Annotated in this window: 16 protein-coding genes; 13 read left to right on the top strand and 3 right to left on the bottom strand. The window is 54.3% G+C overall.

All coding sequences use genetic code 11. The features are described 5' to 3' along the window. On the top strand, positions 1 to 489 hold a 489-nt coding region (locus QVO51_RS09600), incomplete at its 5' end, for a glycerol-3-phosphate acyltransferase (RefSeq protein WP_288168106.1). 12 nt (positions 490 to 501) lie between these two features. Continuing rightward, positions 502 to 1,521 carry an NAD(P)H-dependent glycerol-3-phosphate dehydrogenase gene (locus QVO51_RS09595; RefSeq protein WP_022358221.1) on the top strand — a complete coding sequence of 340 codons (1,020 nt, stop codon included), beginning with the start codon at positions 502 to 504 and terminating at the stop codon, positions 1,519 to 1,521. An 87-nt stretch (positions 1,522 to 1,608) separates the two neighbouring features. Here the strand turns inward: QVO51_RS09595 and QVO51_RS09590 are convergent, their stop codons facing one another. Together QVO51_RS09590 and QVO51_RS09585 are read right to left on the bottom strand one after the other, a co-directional pair. Further along, positions 1,609 to 2,121, bottom strand: coding sequence for a DUF4358 domain-containing protein (locus QVO51_RS09590; protein ID WP_022358220.1), 513 nt, complete (start codon positions 2,119 to 2,121; stop codon positions 1,609 to 1,611). A gap of 55 nt (positions 2,122 to 2,176) precedes the next feature. Beyond that, positions 2,177 to 3,103 (bottom strand): GDSL-type esterase/lipase family protein, encoded by a 927-nt coding sequence (locus tag QVO51_RS09585; RefSeq protein WP_022358219.1) that lies wholly within the window; start codon positions 3,101 to 3,103, stop codon positions 2,177 to 2,179. A 339-nt stretch (positions 3,104 to 3,442) separates the two neighbouring features. On the opposite strand from QVO51_RS09585, the gene asnB reads away from it, so the two are divergent. Genes asnB through QVO51_RS09565 form a run of 4 tightly spaced genes read left to right on the top strand, consistent with a single transcriptional unit; the run spans position 3,443 to position 7,715 of the window. Further along, the gene (gene asnB / locus QVO51_RS09580; RefSeq protein ID WP_022358217.1) at positions 3,443 to 5,317 is read left to right on the top strand and encodes an asparagine synthase (glutamine-hydrolyzing); all 1,875 of its coding nucleotides are present in this window, start codon (positions 3,443 to 3,445) and stop codon (positions 5,315 to 5,317) included. Between the two features lie 2 nt (positions 5,318 to 5,319). Further along, on the top strand, positions 5,320 to 5,988 hold the full coding sequence (locus tag QVO51_RS09575) for an HD domain-containing protein (RefSeq protein WP_022358216.1): 669 nt from the start codon (positions 5,320 to 5,322) through the stop codon (positions 5,986 to 5,988). A 51-nt stretch (positions 5,989 to 6,039) separates the two neighbouring features. Continuing rightward, positions 6,040 to 7,122 (top strand): aspartate carbamoyltransferase, encoded by a 1,083-nt coding sequence (gene pyrB / locus QVO51_RS09570; protein WP_015557605.1) that lies wholly within the window; start codon positions 6,040 to 6,042, stop codon positions 7,120 to 7,122. 23 nt (positions 7,123 to 7,145) lie between these two features. Then, positions 7,146 to 7,715, top strand: coding sequence for a DUF2238 domain-containing protein (locus QVO51_RS09565; RefSeq protein WP_015557604.1), 570 nt, complete (start codon positions 7,146 to 7,148; stop codon positions 7,713 to 7,715). 391 nt (positions 7,716 to 8,106) lie between these two features. Here the strand turns inward: QVO51_RS09565 and QVO51_RS09560 are convergent, their stop codons facing one another. Next, the gene (locus tag QVO51_RS09560; protein ID WP_022358215.1) at positions 8,107 to 8,523 is read right to left on the bottom strand and encodes a GNAT family N-acetyltransferase; all 417 of its coding nucleotides are present in this window, start codon (positions 8,521 to 8,523) and stop codon (positions 8,107 to 8,109) included. Between the two features lie 344 nt (positions 8,524 to 8,867). On the opposite strand from QVO51_RS09560, the gene QVO51_RS09555 reads away from it, so the two are divergent. The 7 genes from QVO51_RS09555 (at position 8,868) to QVO51_RS09525 (ending at position 16,738) form a co-directional block, all read left to right on the top strand. Continuing rightward, positions 8,868 to 9,158, top strand: a complete 291-nt coding sequence (locus QVO51_RS09555) for a hypothetical protein (RefSeq protein WP_015557601.1) — start codon at positions 8,868 to 8,870, stop codon at positions 9,156 to 9,158. Next, positions 9,142 to 9,726 (top strand): signal peptidase I, encoded by a 585-nt coding sequence (lepB, locus tag QVO51_RS09550; protein ID WP_022358214.1) that lies wholly within the window; start codon positions 9,142 to 9,144, stop codon positions 9,724 to 9,726. Before QVO51_RS09555 ends, lepB begins: the two co-directional genes overlap by 17 nt. A 639-nt stretch (positions 9,727 to 10,365) precedes the next feature. Beyond that, positions 10,366 to 12,333 carry a Cna B-type domain-containing protein gene (locus QVO51_RS09545; protein ID WP_288168100.1) on the top strand — a complete coding sequence of 656 codons (1,968 nt, stop codon included), beginning with the start codon at positions 10,366 to 10,368 and terminating at the stop codon, positions 12,331 to 12,333. Positions 12,334 to 12,495: 162 nt separating this feature from the next. Beyond that, complete coding sequence (locus tag QVO51_RS09540) at positions 12,496 to 14,055, top strand: isopeptide-forming domain-containing fimbrial protein (RefSeq protein WP_022358212.1); 1,560 nt, start codon at positions 12,496 to 12,498, stop codon at positions 14,053 to 14,055. A gap of 84 nt (positions 14,056 to 14,139) precedes the next feature. Then, on the top strand, positions 14,140 to 15,171 hold the full coding sequence (locus tag QVO51_RS09535) for a class C sortase (RefSeq protein WP_288168099.1): 1,032 nt from the start codon (positions 14,140 to 14,142) through the stop codon (positions 15,169 to 15,171). After that, entirely contained in the window at positions 15,053 to 16,027 is a 975-nt protein-coding gene (locus QVO51_RS09530) for a Cna B-type domain-containing protein (protein WP_276747255.1), read from the top strand. Before QVO51_RS09535 ends, QVO51_RS09530 begins: the two co-directional genes overlap by 119 nt. A gap of 63 nt (positions 16,028 to 16,090) precedes the next feature. Then, complete coding sequence (locus QVO51_RS09525) at positions 16,091 to 16,738, top strand: sortase (RefSeq protein ID WP_022358209.1); 648 nt, start codon at positions 16,091 to 16,093, stop codon at positions 16,736 to 16,738. The last annotated feature ends 169 nt before the right edge of the window (positions 16,739 to 16,907 follow it).

Below are 16,907 nucleotides of genomic sequence, written 5' to 3'. Positions count from 1 at the left end.
GATCTGCTCAAGGGCGTAGCCGCCGTGCTGCTTGCCCGGCTCATGTGCAGCCTGATGAGCGCAGGACTCCCCTTCCCCAGCGGGGATGACACCACCTATATCGGCTACATTGCCGGCATCTTCGCCATTCTGGGTCATGTGCGTCCCCTGTATTACGGCTTCCGGGGCGGCAAGGGCGTTCTGGTGGGGGTGTCCATCTTTCTGGTGGTGGATCCCGTCGTATTTGCTGTGCTGATCGGCATCTTTGCCTTGGTGCTGTGGCGCAGCAAATACGTTTCTCTCGGTTCCATCATCGCCACCTGCTTCTGCCCGGTGGTGACCTGCCTGCTGCACCTGTTCGTCTATCACACCTCTGTGATACATACAGTGCTGTATGTAGTACTGTCGGCGATCATGTCCGCCCAGATCATTTTCATGCACCGCAGTAACATGGAACGGCTCCGCAGCGGCACGGAAAACCGGTTTTCATTCCGCAGTAAAAAGGCATAGGAGGGAACACGCATGGCTAACATTACGATTTTAGGATCCGGCGGCTTTGGCATCGGTCTGGCTGTCATGCTCCACAAGCACGGGCATCACATCACGGTCTGGTCTAAGTTCCAGAAGGAACTGGATGACATCCGAAAAAACGGGGAACAGGTGCAGAAGCTGCCGGGGGTGGTGATCCCACCGGAGATCGGTCTGTCCGCCTCCCTGGAATGCATCCGGGGCAGCGATCTGGTGCTGTTCGGCATCCCCTCCTCCTTTGTGCGCAGCGTGGCACGGGAGGCTTCCCCCTACATCACCTCGGATATGGTGGTGGTGAACACGGGCAAGGGTCTGGAGGAGGGCAGCATGGAGCTGCTCAGCGAGGTGCTCACGGAGGAGATCCCCCAGGCAGCCATTGTGGTGCTGACCGGCCCCTCCCACGCTGAGGAAGTGGGACGGTGCATTTCCACCGCCGTGGTAGCAGCATCCAAAAGCGCCGCTGCCGCTGCTTATGTGCAGGAGACCCTGTCCAACCAGTGCTTCCGGATCTACGAAAACGACGATATCGTAGGCTGTGAGCTGGGGGGCGCTCTGAAAAACATCATTGCCCTGTGCGCCGGTATCTGCGATGGTCTGGGCTACGGGGACAACACCAAGGCTGCCCTGATGACCCGGGGCATCCACGAGATCGCCCGGCTGGGAGTGGCTATGGGGGCGAGAGCCGCTACCTTTTCCGGTCTGGCAGGCATCGGAGATCTGATCGTTACCTGCACCAGCATGCACAGCCGGAACCGCCGAGCAGGCATCCTCATCGGAGAGGGCATCAAGCCGGAGGATGCGGTCAAGCAGGTGGGCACCGTAGAAGGCTATTTCTGCTGTCATGTGGCATACAAGCTGGCGCAGCAAATGGGTGTGGATATGCCCATCACCGAGCAGCTATACCATGTGCTCTTTGAGGGCAGTGACGTGCGGGATGCCCTGGGCAAGCTCATGTCCCGCCCCAGCCGTCATGAAAACGAAGAGTGCAGCTACCTCAGGGATATGATGAACTAGGTCGTGTTGACACTAAGCAATCTTTGGCGCTATGCTAAAAGCGGCATCTCAGAACGTCTGAGATGCCGCTTCCGTTTGCCTTGGGGATCAGCCGATGGCCTTGGTGATGATATCGTTTGCCTTGGCGTTGTCCTTGGTGCACACCCAGTACACATAGTTGCCCTTGGTGCTGACGCTGGTGGTGCAGAGCCGGTCGTATTCTTCCTTTACATAATCCTTGAAGGCGGTCTTCTGGGATTCCAGACGCTGATTGACCGCATCCTTCACCTTGTCAGCTTTGCCGTCCGCTGCCAGGATCACGCAGACCTCATCCGCATATGCCGCATTGCCGGACCAGTACACGCCGAATTCCTGGAAATCTCCATCCTCCAGAGAGTACTGGAGCTTCAGATTGTCCGCATTGACCTGGATCATTTCGGGAAATTCAATGCCGCTGTCCATGACCTCCTTGCTGATCTGGGCTGGGGTCTTGCTTGCCTGTGCGGTGGAGGAGGTATTGTTTCCGCCCCCGGAGGAGGCGCTGCCGCCGCATGCGGTGCATGCAGACAGGGTCAGTGCCGCTGCGCAGATGAGTACGATCCATTTTTTCTTTGATAACATAATCCATTCTCCTTGTTTCTAGTTGTCACAGCACCCGCCGGGCGCTGTCTGTGTGCTACAGAGGCGTGTGGCGCAACAGATAGTCTACCAGAACCTCGTAGGTCGCCTTGTTGAAGTGCATGCCGTCCTTGCTGGCATCCGCCTCGGGCAGCTTGCCGTCGTTGCCCTTCAGGGCAGTGTTGATATCCAGATAGTGATACCCATACTCGTTCGCCATTTTCAGCAGCTCCGAGTTATAGGTGTTGATGTCCGAGTTCTGGATGGGAGATTCGGACGCATTCTCCCGTCCTGCCGTCACCGGCGGAATGGACATGACGACGATCTCCGTATCCGGGGAAACCTCCTGTACAGCGGAGGTGAATTCGTGGTACTGCTTGAGCATGGTTTCGTTGGAGAGCCATGCAATGCCGTTGCTGCCCAGCATCACATACACATACTTGGGCTGTGCCTGTTCAATGCCCTCCAGGATCGGGATCTTGCCGTATTCCGTTGCCACGGTTTCCGTCATCACACGGGTAATATTCAGTCCGATGGTTGCATAGACCCGGGTCGCCGGTACAAACTGATAGGTGGACAGACCCACGGTAATGGAGTCACCCACGAAGATGCAGTCGTCGAAGTAGTCGGCGGACTTGGCGTCCCGCTCCGGCAGGGGATTTACGTTCTCCGCCGGCGCAGTGGTGGCAGGAGGCTCCGTCTCGGTGGCTTCCGGCTCTGTTGTGACCGGCTCCGTGGTTTCCGGCGCAGGCTCGGTGGTGTCCGAAGCGGCTTCGGTGGTGTCGGCGGAGCTTTCCTTGTCCGGATCCGTTCCGAACAGGTTGCAGGCGAACATATACAGCCCGAAGCAGGACGCAAACACCACCACCCAGATAAACACGATCACCCCGAACCGGAACCGGAGCCTTGGCCCGCGCTTTCGATTGTGGATCGTATGCTCTGTTTCCTTGCCCCGGCGCCAGGGCGTTCTGCCCGAACCTTCCATACCTGATTCCTTCTCCCGATCGATTCATTCTACACAAGGGGTTGTCCCCATATTCTTGTGAAACTGCACAGAATCCAGAAAAAGATACTGGGTATTTTCACGATATTTCTGTGCAATCTGACGAAAATCATCCGTGCATACTATGCACAACCCCATTTCTGATCCTCACCCTTCTCATTATACTGGAATCCGTCGGATTTTGCAAGGGTTTTCGGAATAAATCTTGCAATTGCCGCTTAATTATAGTATAATAAAGACGATGCCGCAAAGACGGCATTCCAACAAAAACAAGCCATGCGGGGATTTCCCGCGTTTTTTCAGCTGCTAGGAGGCCGAACTATGTGCGGATACACCGGGTTTACCAATCACATTGACAATTCCAACCGGGTCATTGAGGATATGATGGATCAGATCCGTCACCGGGGGCCGGATGCGGCAGGGCGCTATGTGGATGGGGACATTGCACTGGGGCACCGGCGGCTGAGCATCATCGACATTACCGAGCAGGGGGATCAGCCCATCTACAACGAGGATCGCACCAAGGTGCTGGTGTTCAACGGGGAGATCTACAACTACCAGGACATCCGGAAGGATCTGCTGGCGGCAGGGCATGTGTTCCGCACCCAGACCGATTCCGAAGTGCTGATTCACGGCTACGAGGAATACGGGCCGGAGCTGCTGCCCAGGCTGCGGGGCATGTTCAGCTTCGTGATCTGGGACACGGTGAAAAAGGAACTGTTCGGGGCACGGGACTTTTTCGGCATCAAGCCCCTGTACTATGCTACCATGGGGGAAAGCTTCCTGTTCGGCTCGGAAATCAAGAGCTTTCTGGTGCATCCCCACTTCAAAAAGGAGCTGAACGAAACAGCCCTCGAAAATTATCTGACATTTCAGTATTCCCCCACAGAGGAGACTTTTTTCAAGAACGTATACAAATTGCCGGCTGCCCATTATTTTACTTACGCCAACGGCAAGCTTACCACCAGGCGCTACTGGGAGGTCAAGTTCGATGCGGACAACAAACCCCAACTGGAGGACTGGGTAAACGAGATCTCCGACATTTTCCACAATTCCGTCCAGGCGCATAAAATCGCAGACGTGGAGGTGGGCAGCTTCCTGTCCTCCGGCGTGGATTCCAGCTATGTAGCAGCCATTGCGGACGTGGACAAAACCTTTACCGTTGGGTTTGGGGAGGATGAGCGCTACAACGAGATCGGCTGGGCAAAGAATTTTTCCAAAGCCATCGGCAAGGAAAACTACAGCAAGGTCATCACTCCGGAGGAATACTGGGCAAAGCTGCCCAAGATCCAGTACCATATGGATGAACCCCTGGCGGATCCGGCAGCCATCGCACTGTATTTTGTATGCGAACTGGCATCCAGACAGCTGAAGGTAGTGCTGTCCGGAGAAGGGGCGGATGAGATCTTCGGAGGCTACAACGTATACAGCGAGCCAAATTCCACCGCCTACGACAAGCTGCCCAGAGGGCTGCGCCGGGGCATCGGCGCCATTGCCGGAAAACTGCCCGCAAAGCGGGGGGTCAACTTCTTCGTGCGCAAGGGCAAGGATCTGGAGGAGCGGTTCATCGGCAACGCCTACATGTTCACCCCGGCAGAGCGGAACGCTTTGCTGAAGGCGCCCGGAAAGGCACCGGATCCCACCGTCATCACCAAGCCCTTCTATGACAAGGTAAAGGATCAGGATGATGTGACCAAGATGCAGTACCTGGATCTGCACCTGTGGATGACCGGGGATATCCTGCTGAAGGCGGATAAAATGAGTATGGCAAACTCCCTGGAGCTGCGTGTTCCCTTCCTGGATAAGGAGGTCATGGGGGTAGCAGAGCGGATCCCCACCCGGTACCGGGTGACCCGCACGGAATCCACCGACGCCCACACCCCCTATATCACCAAGTATGCGATGCGGCTGGCAGCAAAGCGGGATACGCCTCCCCAGACTGCCAAAACCGCAGCCAAGAAGAAGCTGGGCTTCCCGGTACCCATCCGGGTATGGCTCAAGGAGGATGCCTATTTCAATCTGGTTAAGGATCGCTTTACAAGCCCTGCGGCGGAGCAGTTCTTCCACACAGAAAAGCTGGTATCCCTGCTGGAGGATCACCGTGCCGGAAAGGCGGACAACAGCCGGAAGATCTGGACGGTGTTCATGTTCCTGGTATGGTACGGGGTATACTTTGAAAACGGCGTGAAGGAGTAAGCATGGCAACCGTTGTCACATACAAATACATCAAGCAAAACCCGGACATTATGACCTACATCCGCCGGGCGGATCAGGCTCTGGCAAGCCTGGGGTTTACGGAGCATTCCTTCCCCCATGTGGAAAAGGTGGCGGAGGTTGCCGCCATGATTCTGACAGAGCTGGGCTATGACCAGCGGACGGCGGAGCTTGCCCGGATCGCCGGGATCATGCATGATATCGGCAACGTGATCAACCGGACGGATCATGCCCAGAGCGGTGCCGTCATGGCGTTCCGTCTGCTGGATAAGCTGAGTATGCCGGCGGAGGAGATCTGCTCCATTGTATCCGCCATCGGCAACCACGATGAAGCCACCGCCCAGCCCCTGGACCCCATTTCCGCGGCGCTGATCATTGCGGACAAAACCGACGTGCGCCGGAGCCGGGTACGGAATGCGGATCTGCTCACCTTTGATATCCACGACCGGGTGAATTACGCCGTAGAGCATGCAGACCTGACCTTCTCCCCGGATAAATCCACCCTGCTGCTGGATCTACAAATCGACACCAAGCTGTCCTCGGTGCTGGAATACTTCGAGATCTTCCTGGAGCGGATGCTCCTGTGCAAGCGTGCATGCACCTTTCTGAATGTGCGCTTTTCAATGCTGGTCAACGGGACAAGCGTCCTGTAGATAAAATTTGCTGTGCCGGAGGTACGGCGGGAATGGAAAAGAGGAATCCCTATGGAAGCAAGCTATCAGCATCTGATCGACCTGAACGATTACCCGGTTTCCTGGTGGAACCAGATCGTGGCACTGGGAGCGGATATCAAGGAGCATCCCCAGCGGTACACCCATGCCTGTGTGGGAAAGGTCATGGCAACCCTGTTCTACGAGCCCTCCACCCGAACCCAGATGTCCTTCCAGGCTGCCATGATCCGGCTGGGAGGCAGCATCATCGGCTTTGACAATCCGGCCACCTCCTCTGTATCCAAAGGGGAAAGCCTGAAGGATACCACCAAGATCGTCAGCAACTATGCGGATATTCTCATCATCCGCCATCCTATGGCAGGGGCGGCAAAGGCAGCAGCTCTCACCACAGACTGCCCGGTCATCAACGCCGGTGACGGGGGGCATCTCCACCCCACCCAGACTCTGACGGATCTGCTGACTCTCCGGGTGGAAAAGGGCAGACTGGATGGACTTACCGTGGGACTGTGCGGAGATCTGCTCAACGGCAGAACCGTGCACTCCCTGTGCAAGGCGCTGAGCTGCTACAAAAACAACCACTTTGTGCTGATCTCCACCCCGGAGCTGCGGCTCCCCTTCTATGTTAAGGACATCATCAAGGCAAACGGCGGCACCTTTACCGAGGTCAGCTCCCTGGACCAGGTGATCGGCTCTCTGGACGTGCTGTACATGACCCGGATCCAGCAGGAGCGCTTCACCAGCGAGGAAGCATACCTTGCCCAGAAGGATACATATGTGCTGGATGCCAAGAAAATGAGCCGTGCCCGTCCGGATATGATCGTGCTGCATCCCCTGCCCCGGGTGGACGAGATCACCGTAGAGGTGGATCAGGATCCCCGTGCCATGTACTTCAAGCAGGCACACTACGGCATGTATGTGCGCATGGCGCTGATCATGACCATGCTGGAAAACCAGAATCCCTCCCGACTCCTCAAGGGCAAGGTACACAAGGGCGTATGCTGCAAGAATCCCAGCTGTATCACCCAGCAGGAACACTATCTGCCCAAGAGCTTCCGGGGCGAGGGCACTACACTGGAATGTGAATACTGTGACGAGCGCCTGCTGCTGGAGCACTGACGCCAGAGAACAGGAGGCATCTGATGCAAAAGCAGGACACCGGAAAAAAACTGACCGTTTCTCTGATCGTATTGGCGCTGACGGTTCTGGCAGCGATCATCACCCGGCTCACCGGGCTGGAAACCACCAGCGCAAAGCTCATCGGCTCCTTTGCCGCCGTCTTTTTGCTGACCGGAGTGGTATGGCGATTCCCCTTCCGGTTCTACTGCATGGCATTCGGCTTTGAGGTGCTGGCGGCGGTGCTGGGATCGGCACTGAACCTGTACCATTACCTGGGGTTTTACGATAAGTTCGTTCACTACACCAGCGGCATCGTCCTGGCGGAGGGAGGACTGATTCTCATCCACGCCCTTGCCGGGAGGCGGCATACTCCGGCAGAACCGTTGCTGTGCCGACTGTTCTCCATGTTCTTCGCCATCGCCGGTGCCGGCATCTGGGAGATCTACGAGTTCACTGCCGACAACCTGTTGGGCATCAACATGCAGGGGGACAACACCAACACCATGGGAGACATCATCTCCGGCACCCTGGGGGCACTGACCTGGTTCGGCATCCATACGCTGATGCACAAGCGGCAACAGGAAAAGCAATAAAGCGCACCCACGGCGGACAGGTTTCTGTCCGCCCTTTTTGTTTCCGGCATGGATCCAATGAACGGCAGGATCCCTGCCAGAAGCTTTGCATTGCACAATTCCTACCGATATGATATACTATAGACAACACCTCACAAGGCTTGTACGGCAGAAGCTGCGCACAGCCGCCGGGCATGCTTTGCGGGGTGTTGCCTCAACTCAATCCCCCAGGGGAAATAAATCAAGGAGAGCGAAATCATGTGTAATGCGTTTTTCACAAAGCTGTGTGAGCTGCTCAAGTCCTTTTGCGGCTAATCTGTAAAACAGCTGCTGCCCGGTGTACCGGGCGGCTTACATAAGAAAACACTGCCCAGAGCATCGTTCCGGCTCTGGGCAGTGTTTTTCTGTTCGGTCAGTCCACATGGCACATACGCATGAGCCGCTTGGCTTCATTATAAGTAAAGCCGAACCGTTCATAAAAGGGAATCTTGTCCGGCACGGCGCACAGCTCCACGAAAATATCCGTCCCCGGCACGCCGTTTTCCCGGATATATTTCATCAGTTCCTCCAGAAGCAGTCTGCCCACCCCCTGGCGCTGATAAGCGGGCAATACCACCACATCCTTGATATAGTAGTTCATGCCTAGATCTCCCAGCATCCGTGCCATGCCAATAACCTGTTCCCCATCATACACTGTCACACGGAATAACGTGTGCGCCAGGGCAAGCTGCACCTGCTCCCGGGTGGGGGCACCGTCCCACACGCTTTCCCAGAGCCGGATAAACTCCGCCGCCGTCAATGTATTGTACTGTACTGTCCAGTGCTGCATGTACAAGCCTCCTTACTCCGGCGCATGCCGGGTTTTTTCCATGATAGCATGCTGGCAAGGTTCTGTCAACCTGAAATACCGATCATATTTCGCAAGAAAATTACTCTTTGTTGTATGCTTTTTTCGGTATTACAAAAAAACATTAATAAAAAGCAGCGAACGCAGCAAACCTGTATATCTGCCTTGTGCAACTTTTGTGCAATCCTACAAACTTTTTTGAGTGCAGTCAGAGCTATTGCATTTTTTAATGCACAGTGCTATAATAAAAGCGCAATAAAGGAAATGCTCTTATCCATGTAAAAAACAATTACAATATACTTACAGTAGATTTATTGGAGTCAAGTATGAAACAAAAGGAACTCAGAAAGCTCCGACGCACAGAGCTTCTGGAGCTGATGCTGCAAATGCAGGAGGAGATCGACCAACTCCGGCAGGAGAACCAGGAACTGAACCAAAAGCTTCTGGATCGGCGGATCACCCTGGAGCAGACGGGCAGCATTGCAGAAGCCGCCCTGAAGCTGAACAAGGTGTTTGAGGCTGCCCAGCAGGCGGCGGAGGATTACCTGAACAGTATCCAGGCAGAACACCCACAGGTGCCAAAGGCGGGAGATGATACCGATGCAGGAACAGAATGAAGCCCGGGGCTTCACTGTCCGGCAGATTGAAGGAGAACTGAAACGGCTGCGGCGCAAGCAGAACAGCCGGCGCATCTTCCGGCAGACGGTTTTCTCCCTGCTGGTAGTGGCGGCGGTGGCGGTGCTGGCAGCCATGCTGTTCTTCCCCATCTTCCGGGTCACCGGCTCCAGCATGGAGCCAACACTGCATCCAAAGGAGATCGTGGTATGCCTCAAAAGCAGCCGGTTTGAGTCCGGGGATCTGGTGGCATTTTACTACAACAACAAGGTGCTGCTGAAGCGGGTCATCGGCACAGCCGGGGACACCATTGAAATCGACGACAGCGGCAACGTATTCGTCAACGGCAGTCAGCTTGATGAGCCTTACATCACGAAAAAAAGCCTGGGGCAGTGCGACATCGACTTCCCCTATCAAGTGCCGGACAACAGGATCTTCGTGATGGGGGACAACCGGGAAACCTCGGTGGACAGCCGCACCACAGCGGTGGGGTGCATTGCGGACGAATATGTGATCGGAAAGGTTTTTTTACGGGTCTGGCCCCTGGAGCGGCTGGGTTCCCTGGATTAAAGGGAGGTGACAGGGATGCGCAAACAATCACAGCAGGTCACAGAGATCCTGCATACACACCGGAATCAGGCACGCTACTTTGCCGTATTCCTGATGCTCTCTGCGCTGGTGATCTCTTTTGTCTGCTCCGCACTGATGATGCCGGCGGTGAGTATGCAAAATAACGGAGGAATCAGCGTACAGACTGGAAATGGATATCCATCCACCTCTGGAACATATGAGGACAGTACCTGGTACACCGGCGGACCTTTGGGCGTTGCAGGAGACTTTCATATGTTTGCGTTTGAGGATTTGGTGCTAAACCAGCATTTGAACGGAAACTTTGCTGCTAAAAATCTATACATTACTGGCACGGCAGGTGCAATTGGTCCGAATAATGATATATCCGAGCGAATGCTTTCCGTTGCAACAAACAGCATTTCGCTTATTGGTTCTGTTAGTAGCCAAGTTCAAATTAAATTGACCGACTTCTACGTTCCGGAAACCATAACAATCACACAGCCCTCCTATCAGACTAATCCGAATCAATATGTCTTGTCCCCCCTAAAGCAATATGAGCCAATACTGTTTGCATGGGGCACAACCCTTGCGGCAGACACAAGTAAGGTAATCACGGAAGAAAGCTCTCAGCTGTTTGAAATGAAACGCATCAACAATCAATGCGATGTGCGGTATACGACTTCAGACTATATTGACTTTGCAACGTACAAGACGCAGTATGAAAATCTATCTGCGGCATATACAAAACTTACCCCAAACGTAACGTTGACCAATAACACAATCAGCCTGCCGGATTCCTCCGTACAGTCACACAATGTTGCATTTCTGACTGCGGCGGATTTTGCAAGTACTGGTGATTCTTTTGTAATCAAGGACGTGGATTACTCCGATGGGCAGTTCCAAAATCAGATTATTTTGAATGTGGATCTTGCCGGTGAAACGGATTTTAATTTCAAAAAGAGTATTAAATTCACACGCAAAGGCTCTAGCGAGGAGATCAGCAATGATGCTGAAGACTCCCTATATAAGGGAACCAATATCCTGTGGAATTTTTATGACAGCAGCAAGAGCGACGGCATTTACAGAGGAATCATTCATAATTCCCAAATTGTGAATGGACAGTTTCTTGCCCCTGGCGCAGATGTGCGCTTTCTAGTAACTTTTAATGGCAATGCGATAGCTAACAAAATCAATATTAGCATGGAAACCCACAGAGCCGACTTTAACCGCCCGATTCAAAAGGTTAACAAGATATCCGTAACGGCAAAAAAAGTTTGGGTGACTGGAACAACAAAGGCAACTGACGCAGTCAAGGTTCAGTTGTACCAGTCTATCATACCTCGCCTGTCGGGAGCAGCTATCAAGACAGGAGGAACTCTTTTTGCAGATTCTTCTGGGATTACAGAGTTTGAATTAACCAAGGCAGGTGGTTGGACTTATGAATGGGCGGATCTCCCCAATCATGATAACAACGGAAATTCCTATTACTATTATGTAGTGGAGGAAAGTGTACCGGAAGGTTATGAGGTAGAGTACGCTAACAATGGTGTAGGTAAAGCCAACGGAACCGTGACCATTATCAACCGAGATAAATCCGTTCCTACCACAACTACATCCACCACGACTACACAAACCACTACCACCACAACCGTGCAGACCACTACTACCACCGCACCGGCTACCACTACCACGGCGGCTGCAACCACCACCCAGGGCATCCGGATCGGAATACATAAGGTCTGGTCGGATCATGCCACCAACAGCCATGACAGTGACACCGTAGTGGTGGAGATTCACCGTTCCACCAATCCGACGGATGTGCCGGATCAGGCGAAGATCACCACCACGGCAGTCACCACAACAACTGCCGCAACAGTGACTACTACCGGAAAGAGTCCGCCGAGCGGGAACACCGTTCAGCTGGACAATGTGGTATTCGGTACTGAAATTGACCTTTCCGCATTTGACTACACCAACATCACGGAAATCGCTTTGAAGATCAGTGATCTTGCAAGCGGCGGAGATGGACAGGTTCACATCCACCCGAATTATCAATCATATAATTTTGCAGATGCGGAGTCGGATGGATTGATCCATATAAAGCTGACACCGCCAACTAGTTCAAAACTCATAATATATCGGTATAACGGTACTGGCACATTGGAAAGTGTGTTCCTATACTTCGACACCACTTCCCAACAGGGCATGGACAGCATTAAACCGGTTCTGGCGGCAAAAGGATCCTTCTCCCCCACCTGGGTGCAGAATCTGGAGATCCGGAAGGATACCGGCTGGACGGCAACGGCTGAAAACCTGCCCGCAACAGATGCAGACGGAAATCCCTACTACTATTGGGCGGTGGAAAAGGACTTCAGCGGTTATGACGCAAGCTATCTGTACGAGAACAGTCCGGGCGACAAGTACATCACCGGCAAGGACGGCAGCATCACCGTGCGCAATACCCCAAGCAAAACCACCAGCGTTGTGATGCCCTCCACCGGCGGCTCCGGCACCTTCACCTATCGGCTCATCGGCATTTCCCTGATGACCGCCGCCGCAGGGCTCTTCGTTCTGCGAAGGCAAAAACAGTTCCGTTCCTCAGCCTAAGAGGCAGAATAAACAAACATATCCAAACAAAACATTGAAGGCAACTCCGTACAAAGCACACCCGATGGCTTTGCACAGCATCTGCTGACGAGAAATCTGTTGGCACATCTGCCACACAATCTTTGTGCGGTGTTGCCTCACATTTAGAAAGGAAATGATCTTATGAAAAAATCCAGAAAATTCACAGCCATCGCACTTGCAGCATGCATGGTAGCTCCCATGGCTATGGCAGCAGTCCCCTTTACCGCTTCCGCCGCATCCATTGAAATCACCGGCATCGGCACAGAGCAGCATGATTTTGAAGTATACCAGATTCTCAAGGGCGACCTTGTGGACGGAAAGCTCTGCAATCTGTTCTTGGGCAGTGGTGTCACTGCATACAACGGCATGCCCCTTACTGCCGGCTCCAAGGTGGATGATGCCACTGTAACCGCAATGGCTGGTACAGATGCAAGAAGCATTGTCAGCAAGATCACACTGGGTACCCCATACAAAACTGTTTCTTCGAGTAGCTCCGATCTGACAATCGACGGGCTGGAGGACGGCTACTACGTTGTGAAGGATGTCACCAACCTGGACAACAAAGATGATGCCAACTCCGCCTGGATCGTACAGGTTGCCGGAGATGCACACGTTACTGTCAAGAATGCAAAGCCCACAGTGGACAAGCAGATCCAGGACGAAGCTGCAGACAAGGACACCAACAGCACAGATGCAGAGGGTTGGGGCGAAACTGCGGATCATGCCATCAACGAGCAGTTCCAGTTCAAGCTGACTGCGAAAATTCCGGCAAATGACCAGATCAAAGCATATAATGCATATAAACTGGTGTTCAACGACAGCATGAGCGCAGGCGTTACCTTTGACAGCATTGCCAGCGTAACCGTTGGAGGCAGCCCTGTTACGGCTTATACAGAAACCGCTACTGGCGCTGCCGATAAGGCAGGTCTGTCCTGGGAATTGACCATTGACGATGTAAAGCCCTTGGTTCCCTCCAGCATCACCTGGGGCGAACAGGAAATCGTGGTCGAGGTTGTGTATAACGCACACTTGAACGAAAACGCTATCGTTTCCAAGAGTGATGTTACCGACGGAGACAAGGATCATGTCAACAACAACAAGGTATACCTGGAATACTCCAACAACCCGGATTCCACTGGCACTGGCACAAGCCAGACCGGTAAAACACCGGAGGATTACGTTTGGGCATTCACCTACGGCGTGGACAACACCAAGTACAAGAATGAAGCGCTCGCCGGCAATGAACTGCAGAATGCCGGATTCCGGCTCTACGATGCAGCAGGCACCACCGAAATCAGTCTGATCTTTGACACAACAAAGAATGCATACCGTCCCATCAAGTCCGGCGAAGCCGCTGCGGAAATGAAGTCCGCCGCTGACGGTAAATTTAACATCATCGGTCTGGATGCCGGTACATACACCCTCCGTGAGACCACCACACCCAGCGGCTACAACACCTGCGCTGATGTTCAGATTGTGATTGCGGCAGCCCACAATGAAAACGCATCCGGCACAGCAGCCAACCTGGCACTGACCGGCAGCCAGAATATGAACAACAATATCGTCAACAAGGAAGGCTCCACACTGCCCTCCACCGGCGGCATCGGTACCACCATCTTCTACGGTCTGGGCGGCGTTCTGGTGCTCGGCTCCGGCGTGGCACTGGTTACCAAGAAGAGAATGAAGAAGGACGAAGAATAATCCGACCCACCCGGCGCAGCGTCAGGCTGCTCCGTGAAAATCTAAGCTTGCCCGCAGGAATCCCCTGCGGGTGAGCATTAGGGAGTGTTCCATAAGTTGAAGACAGCAAAAAAGAAAAAGCACAGCTGGATCGCTACGCTCATTCTCATCCTGTTTTTTCTTGTGGGACTCTCCGTGATGCTCTATCCGACTGTCAGCGATTACTTGAACACCAAGCATCAAAGCTACGCAATTGCCCGGTACGATGAAACCATGAACAGCATGTCCCAGGAGGATTACAGCGCCATGTTCCAGGCCGCAGAGGATTACAACCAGCGGCTCAAGGCCACCGGTGCTCCCCTGAACAGCTACCAGGATGTACCCGGCTATGCGGATGCGCTGAACATTGCCGGTTCCGGGATCATGGGGTATATCACCATCCCCCAGATCCAGGTGCAGTTGCCCATTTACCACGGCACCAGCGAGGAGGTGCTGAACGTGGCGGTGGGACATCTGGAAGGCACCACGCTGCCCATCGGGGGCAGATCCACCCACGCCATTCTATCCGCCCATCGGGGGCTGCCCTCAGCCAAGCTGTTCAGCGACCTGGACAAGCTGGTGGTGGGGGATGTGTTTACGGTCACCATTCTGAACCAGGTGCTGACCTATCAGGTGGACAAAATCGAGATCGTAGAGCCACAGGCGGTGAACCGGCTTGCCATCCAGGAAGGGGAGGATTACATCACCCTGCTGACCTGCACCCCCTACGGAGTGAATACCCACCGACTATTGGTGCGGGGCAGACGGATCGAAAACGCCGCACCGGAGCTGAACGTCCGGGTATCCGCTGACGCAGTGCAGCTGGAGCCGGGGATGATCGCTGCTATTCTGGGGGGCGCATTGATGCTGCTGCTGTTTGTCGGCTCCATGCTGAGCAGCACCTTGCAGCAAGCACACGAAAAGAAAACCAGAGCGCAGAAGCAGCGCCTGGAAACAGAACTAAAGGCTGGTGAGAAGCATGACACGAATCAAACCCATCCGGACAGCGGTGATATTTACCCTGCTATGCAGTCTGGTGCTCCTGTGTGCCGAGATGACCGGGGTGCATGCAGCAGCAAAGGGCCGACTGACCATTGACAGTAAATCTGCAAACATTCCCGTTACGGACATGTACTGGCAGGTGTTCCGGGTGGCGGATGTGCCCAAGGGGGATACTCTGGAGTTGACCGGTGCTTTTGCCGGACTGCCGGTGAAGCCGGATCTCAGCACGGAGGATGGAGCCCGCACTGCCGCCTCCACCCTGGAAGCATACGCAGTGGCTTACGGTATTACACCGGATTTTTCCGCTGTTGCATCCTCCGACGGCACGGTTACTGCCGAAAACCTGGAGACCGGGTATTACCTGGTGCTGGGGGAACCGCTGAAGGATGAAAACGGCATGTACCTGTCCGTACCCACACTGCTTTGCATTGCAGACGGCGGGCAGTATGACAATCCGGACTGGAGTCTGGACAGAACCATTGTGCCGAAGATCCGGCTCATCAGTGGTGCGGAATATCACAGTCAAACGGATCGTACCGTGAAGAAAATCTGGGTAAATGCGGACAAGACGCCGGAGATCCGGGTGCAGCTGTACCGGGACGGCACACTGTATGACACCCAGACCCTGAACGATGCAAACAACTGGGAATATGCCTGGAGCAAGCTGGACAATACCAGCCGCTGGACATTGATCGAGGAACAGGTGCCGGGGGATTGCACCGTCAGCTATACTCAGCAGCAGGTCAAATCCGGCAAGACGTACAAAGAGGCATTCACCATCACCAACACCGGCAGTACAACGGTAGTGACCACCAGTCGGAACACCGGCTCCAACAATACCGGCAAGCTGCCCCAGACCGGACAGCTCTGGTGGCCCATTCCCCTGCTGGTGCTGGGAGGATTGGGGCTGTTGGCACTGGGTTGGCGGATCACCCGGAAGAAGCGATCGTAATGCATCAACACCCCACGGAGCAAGGCTTTGTGGGGCGTTGCCGTATATGGATAGGAGCACAGCATGAAACACAAACGAGCCGGACGGCTCTGCATGCTGGCAGGGGCACTATGCATCCTGCTGGGGGCAGGGCTCACCGGGTATAACCTGTATACGGATCAGGCAGCGGAGGAACATGCGGAACAGGTGCTGGCGCAGCTGCGCACCTCCTGTAGCCTGCCTGCTCTGGAAGAGCCGGTATCCGGCGTGACGGAGCCGGCAGAGCCCATGGAAATCTATCCTGCACAGGAGGAGGCATCCCTGGTCATTGATGGGGAGCGATACATCGGAGTCCTGCAGATCCCGGCGCTGGGAGTAGAACTTCCGGTGCGGCAGGAGCTGAGCAAGCAGGGATTGAAAAAGACCCCCTGCCGGTATAAGGGATCGGCGGAAAGCCGGGATCTGCTGATCGCCGCCCACAACTATTCCCGGCACTTTGGCAGGATCGGGCAACTGGTCAGCGATGATATCATCCGGTTCATCGACCTGTCCGGCAGGGTATATATCTACCAGGTGGATCAGACCCAGATCATTGACGGCTATGATATGGAAGAAATGTTTGCGGGTCAGTGGGATATGACTCTGTTTACCTGCACGCTGGGAGGCAAAAGCCGGGTCACCGTCCGGTGCAGCCTGCTTTGTCGGGTGATGCCCTGGGGCGATGCGATATAACCAAGGAGAGGAGCATGTGCCCCTCTCCTTTTCTGGTTCCAAGTTGAAAATAGTTACGCAAAAAATATCTTAAATTTTAAAAACCCCTTGACAGGTAACCGTTCGGTTGCTATAATTTAAGGTAACACCGCACAAAGATTGCGTGGATGCTGCGCATAGCCGACAGGCG

Source organism: Ruminococcus sp. CAG:379, assembly GCF_000434255.1.
In the GTDB taxonomy this organism is placed as follows: domain Bacteria; phylum Bacillota; class Clostridia; order Oscillospirales; family Ruminococcaceae; genus Ruminococcus_F; species Ruminococcus_F champanellensis.
Note: the sequence above shows the minus strand (reverse complement) of the source record. Positions and strands in the feature narration are given on the sequence as shown.

Bases quoted from the DNA above. Each gene is read 5' to 3' on its own strand.
- QVO51_RS09540 (WP_022358212.1), top strand. From the start codon at position 12,496: ATGAAAAAATCCAGAAAATTCACAGCCATCGCACTTGCAGCATGCATG.
- QVO51_RS09525 (WP_022358209.1), top strand. From the start codon at position 16,091: ATGAAACACAAACGAGCCGGACGGCTCTGCATGCTGGCAGGGGCACTA.
- QVO51_RS09565 (WP_015557604.1), top strand. From the start codon at position 7,146: ATGCAAAAGCAGGACACCGGAAAAAAACTGACCGTTTCTCTGATCGTA.
- QVO51_RS09575 (WP_022358216.1), top strand. From the start codon at position 5,320: ATGGCAACCGTTGTCACATACAAATACATCAAGCAAAACCCGGACATT.
- QVO51_RS09545 (WP_288168100.1), top strand. From the start codon at position 10,366: ATGAAACGCATCAACAATCAATGCGATGTGCGGTATACGACTTCAGAC.
- QVO51_RS09555 (WP_015557601.1), top strand. From the start codon at position 8,868: ATGAAACAAAAGGAACTCAGAAAGCTCCGACGCACAGAGCTTCTGGAG.
- QVO51_RS09590 (WP_022358220.1), bottom strand. From the start codon at position 2,121: ATGTTATCAAAGAAAAAATGGATCGTACTCATCTGCGCAGCGGCACTG.
- QVO51_RS09530 (WP_276747255.1), top strand. From the start codon at position 15,053: ATGACACGAATCAAACCCATCCGGACAGCGGTGATATTTACCCTGCTA.
- QVO51_RS09585 (WP_022358219.1), bottom strand. From the start codon at position 3,103: ATGGAAGGTTCGGGCAGAACGCCCTGGCGCCGGGGCAAGGAAACAGAG.
- lepB (WP_022358214.1), top strand. From the start codon at position 9,142: ATGCAGGAACAGAATGAAGCCCGGGGCTTCACTGTCCGGCAGATTGAA.
- asnB (WP_022358217.1), top strand. From the start codon at position 3,443: ATGTGCGGATACACCGGGTTTACCAATCACATTGACAATTCCAACCGG.
- QVO51_RS09595 (WP_022358221.1), top strand. From the start codon at position 502: ATGGCTAACATTACGATTTTAGGATCCGGCGGCTTTGGCATCGGTCTG.
- pyrB (WP_015557605.1), top strand. From the start codon at position 6,040: ATGGAAGCAAGCTATCAGCATCTGATCGACCTGAACGATTACCCGGTT.
- QVO51_RS09560 (WP_022358215.1), bottom strand. From the start codon at position 8,523: ATGCAGCACTGGACAGTACAGTACAATACATTGACGGCGGCGGAGTTT.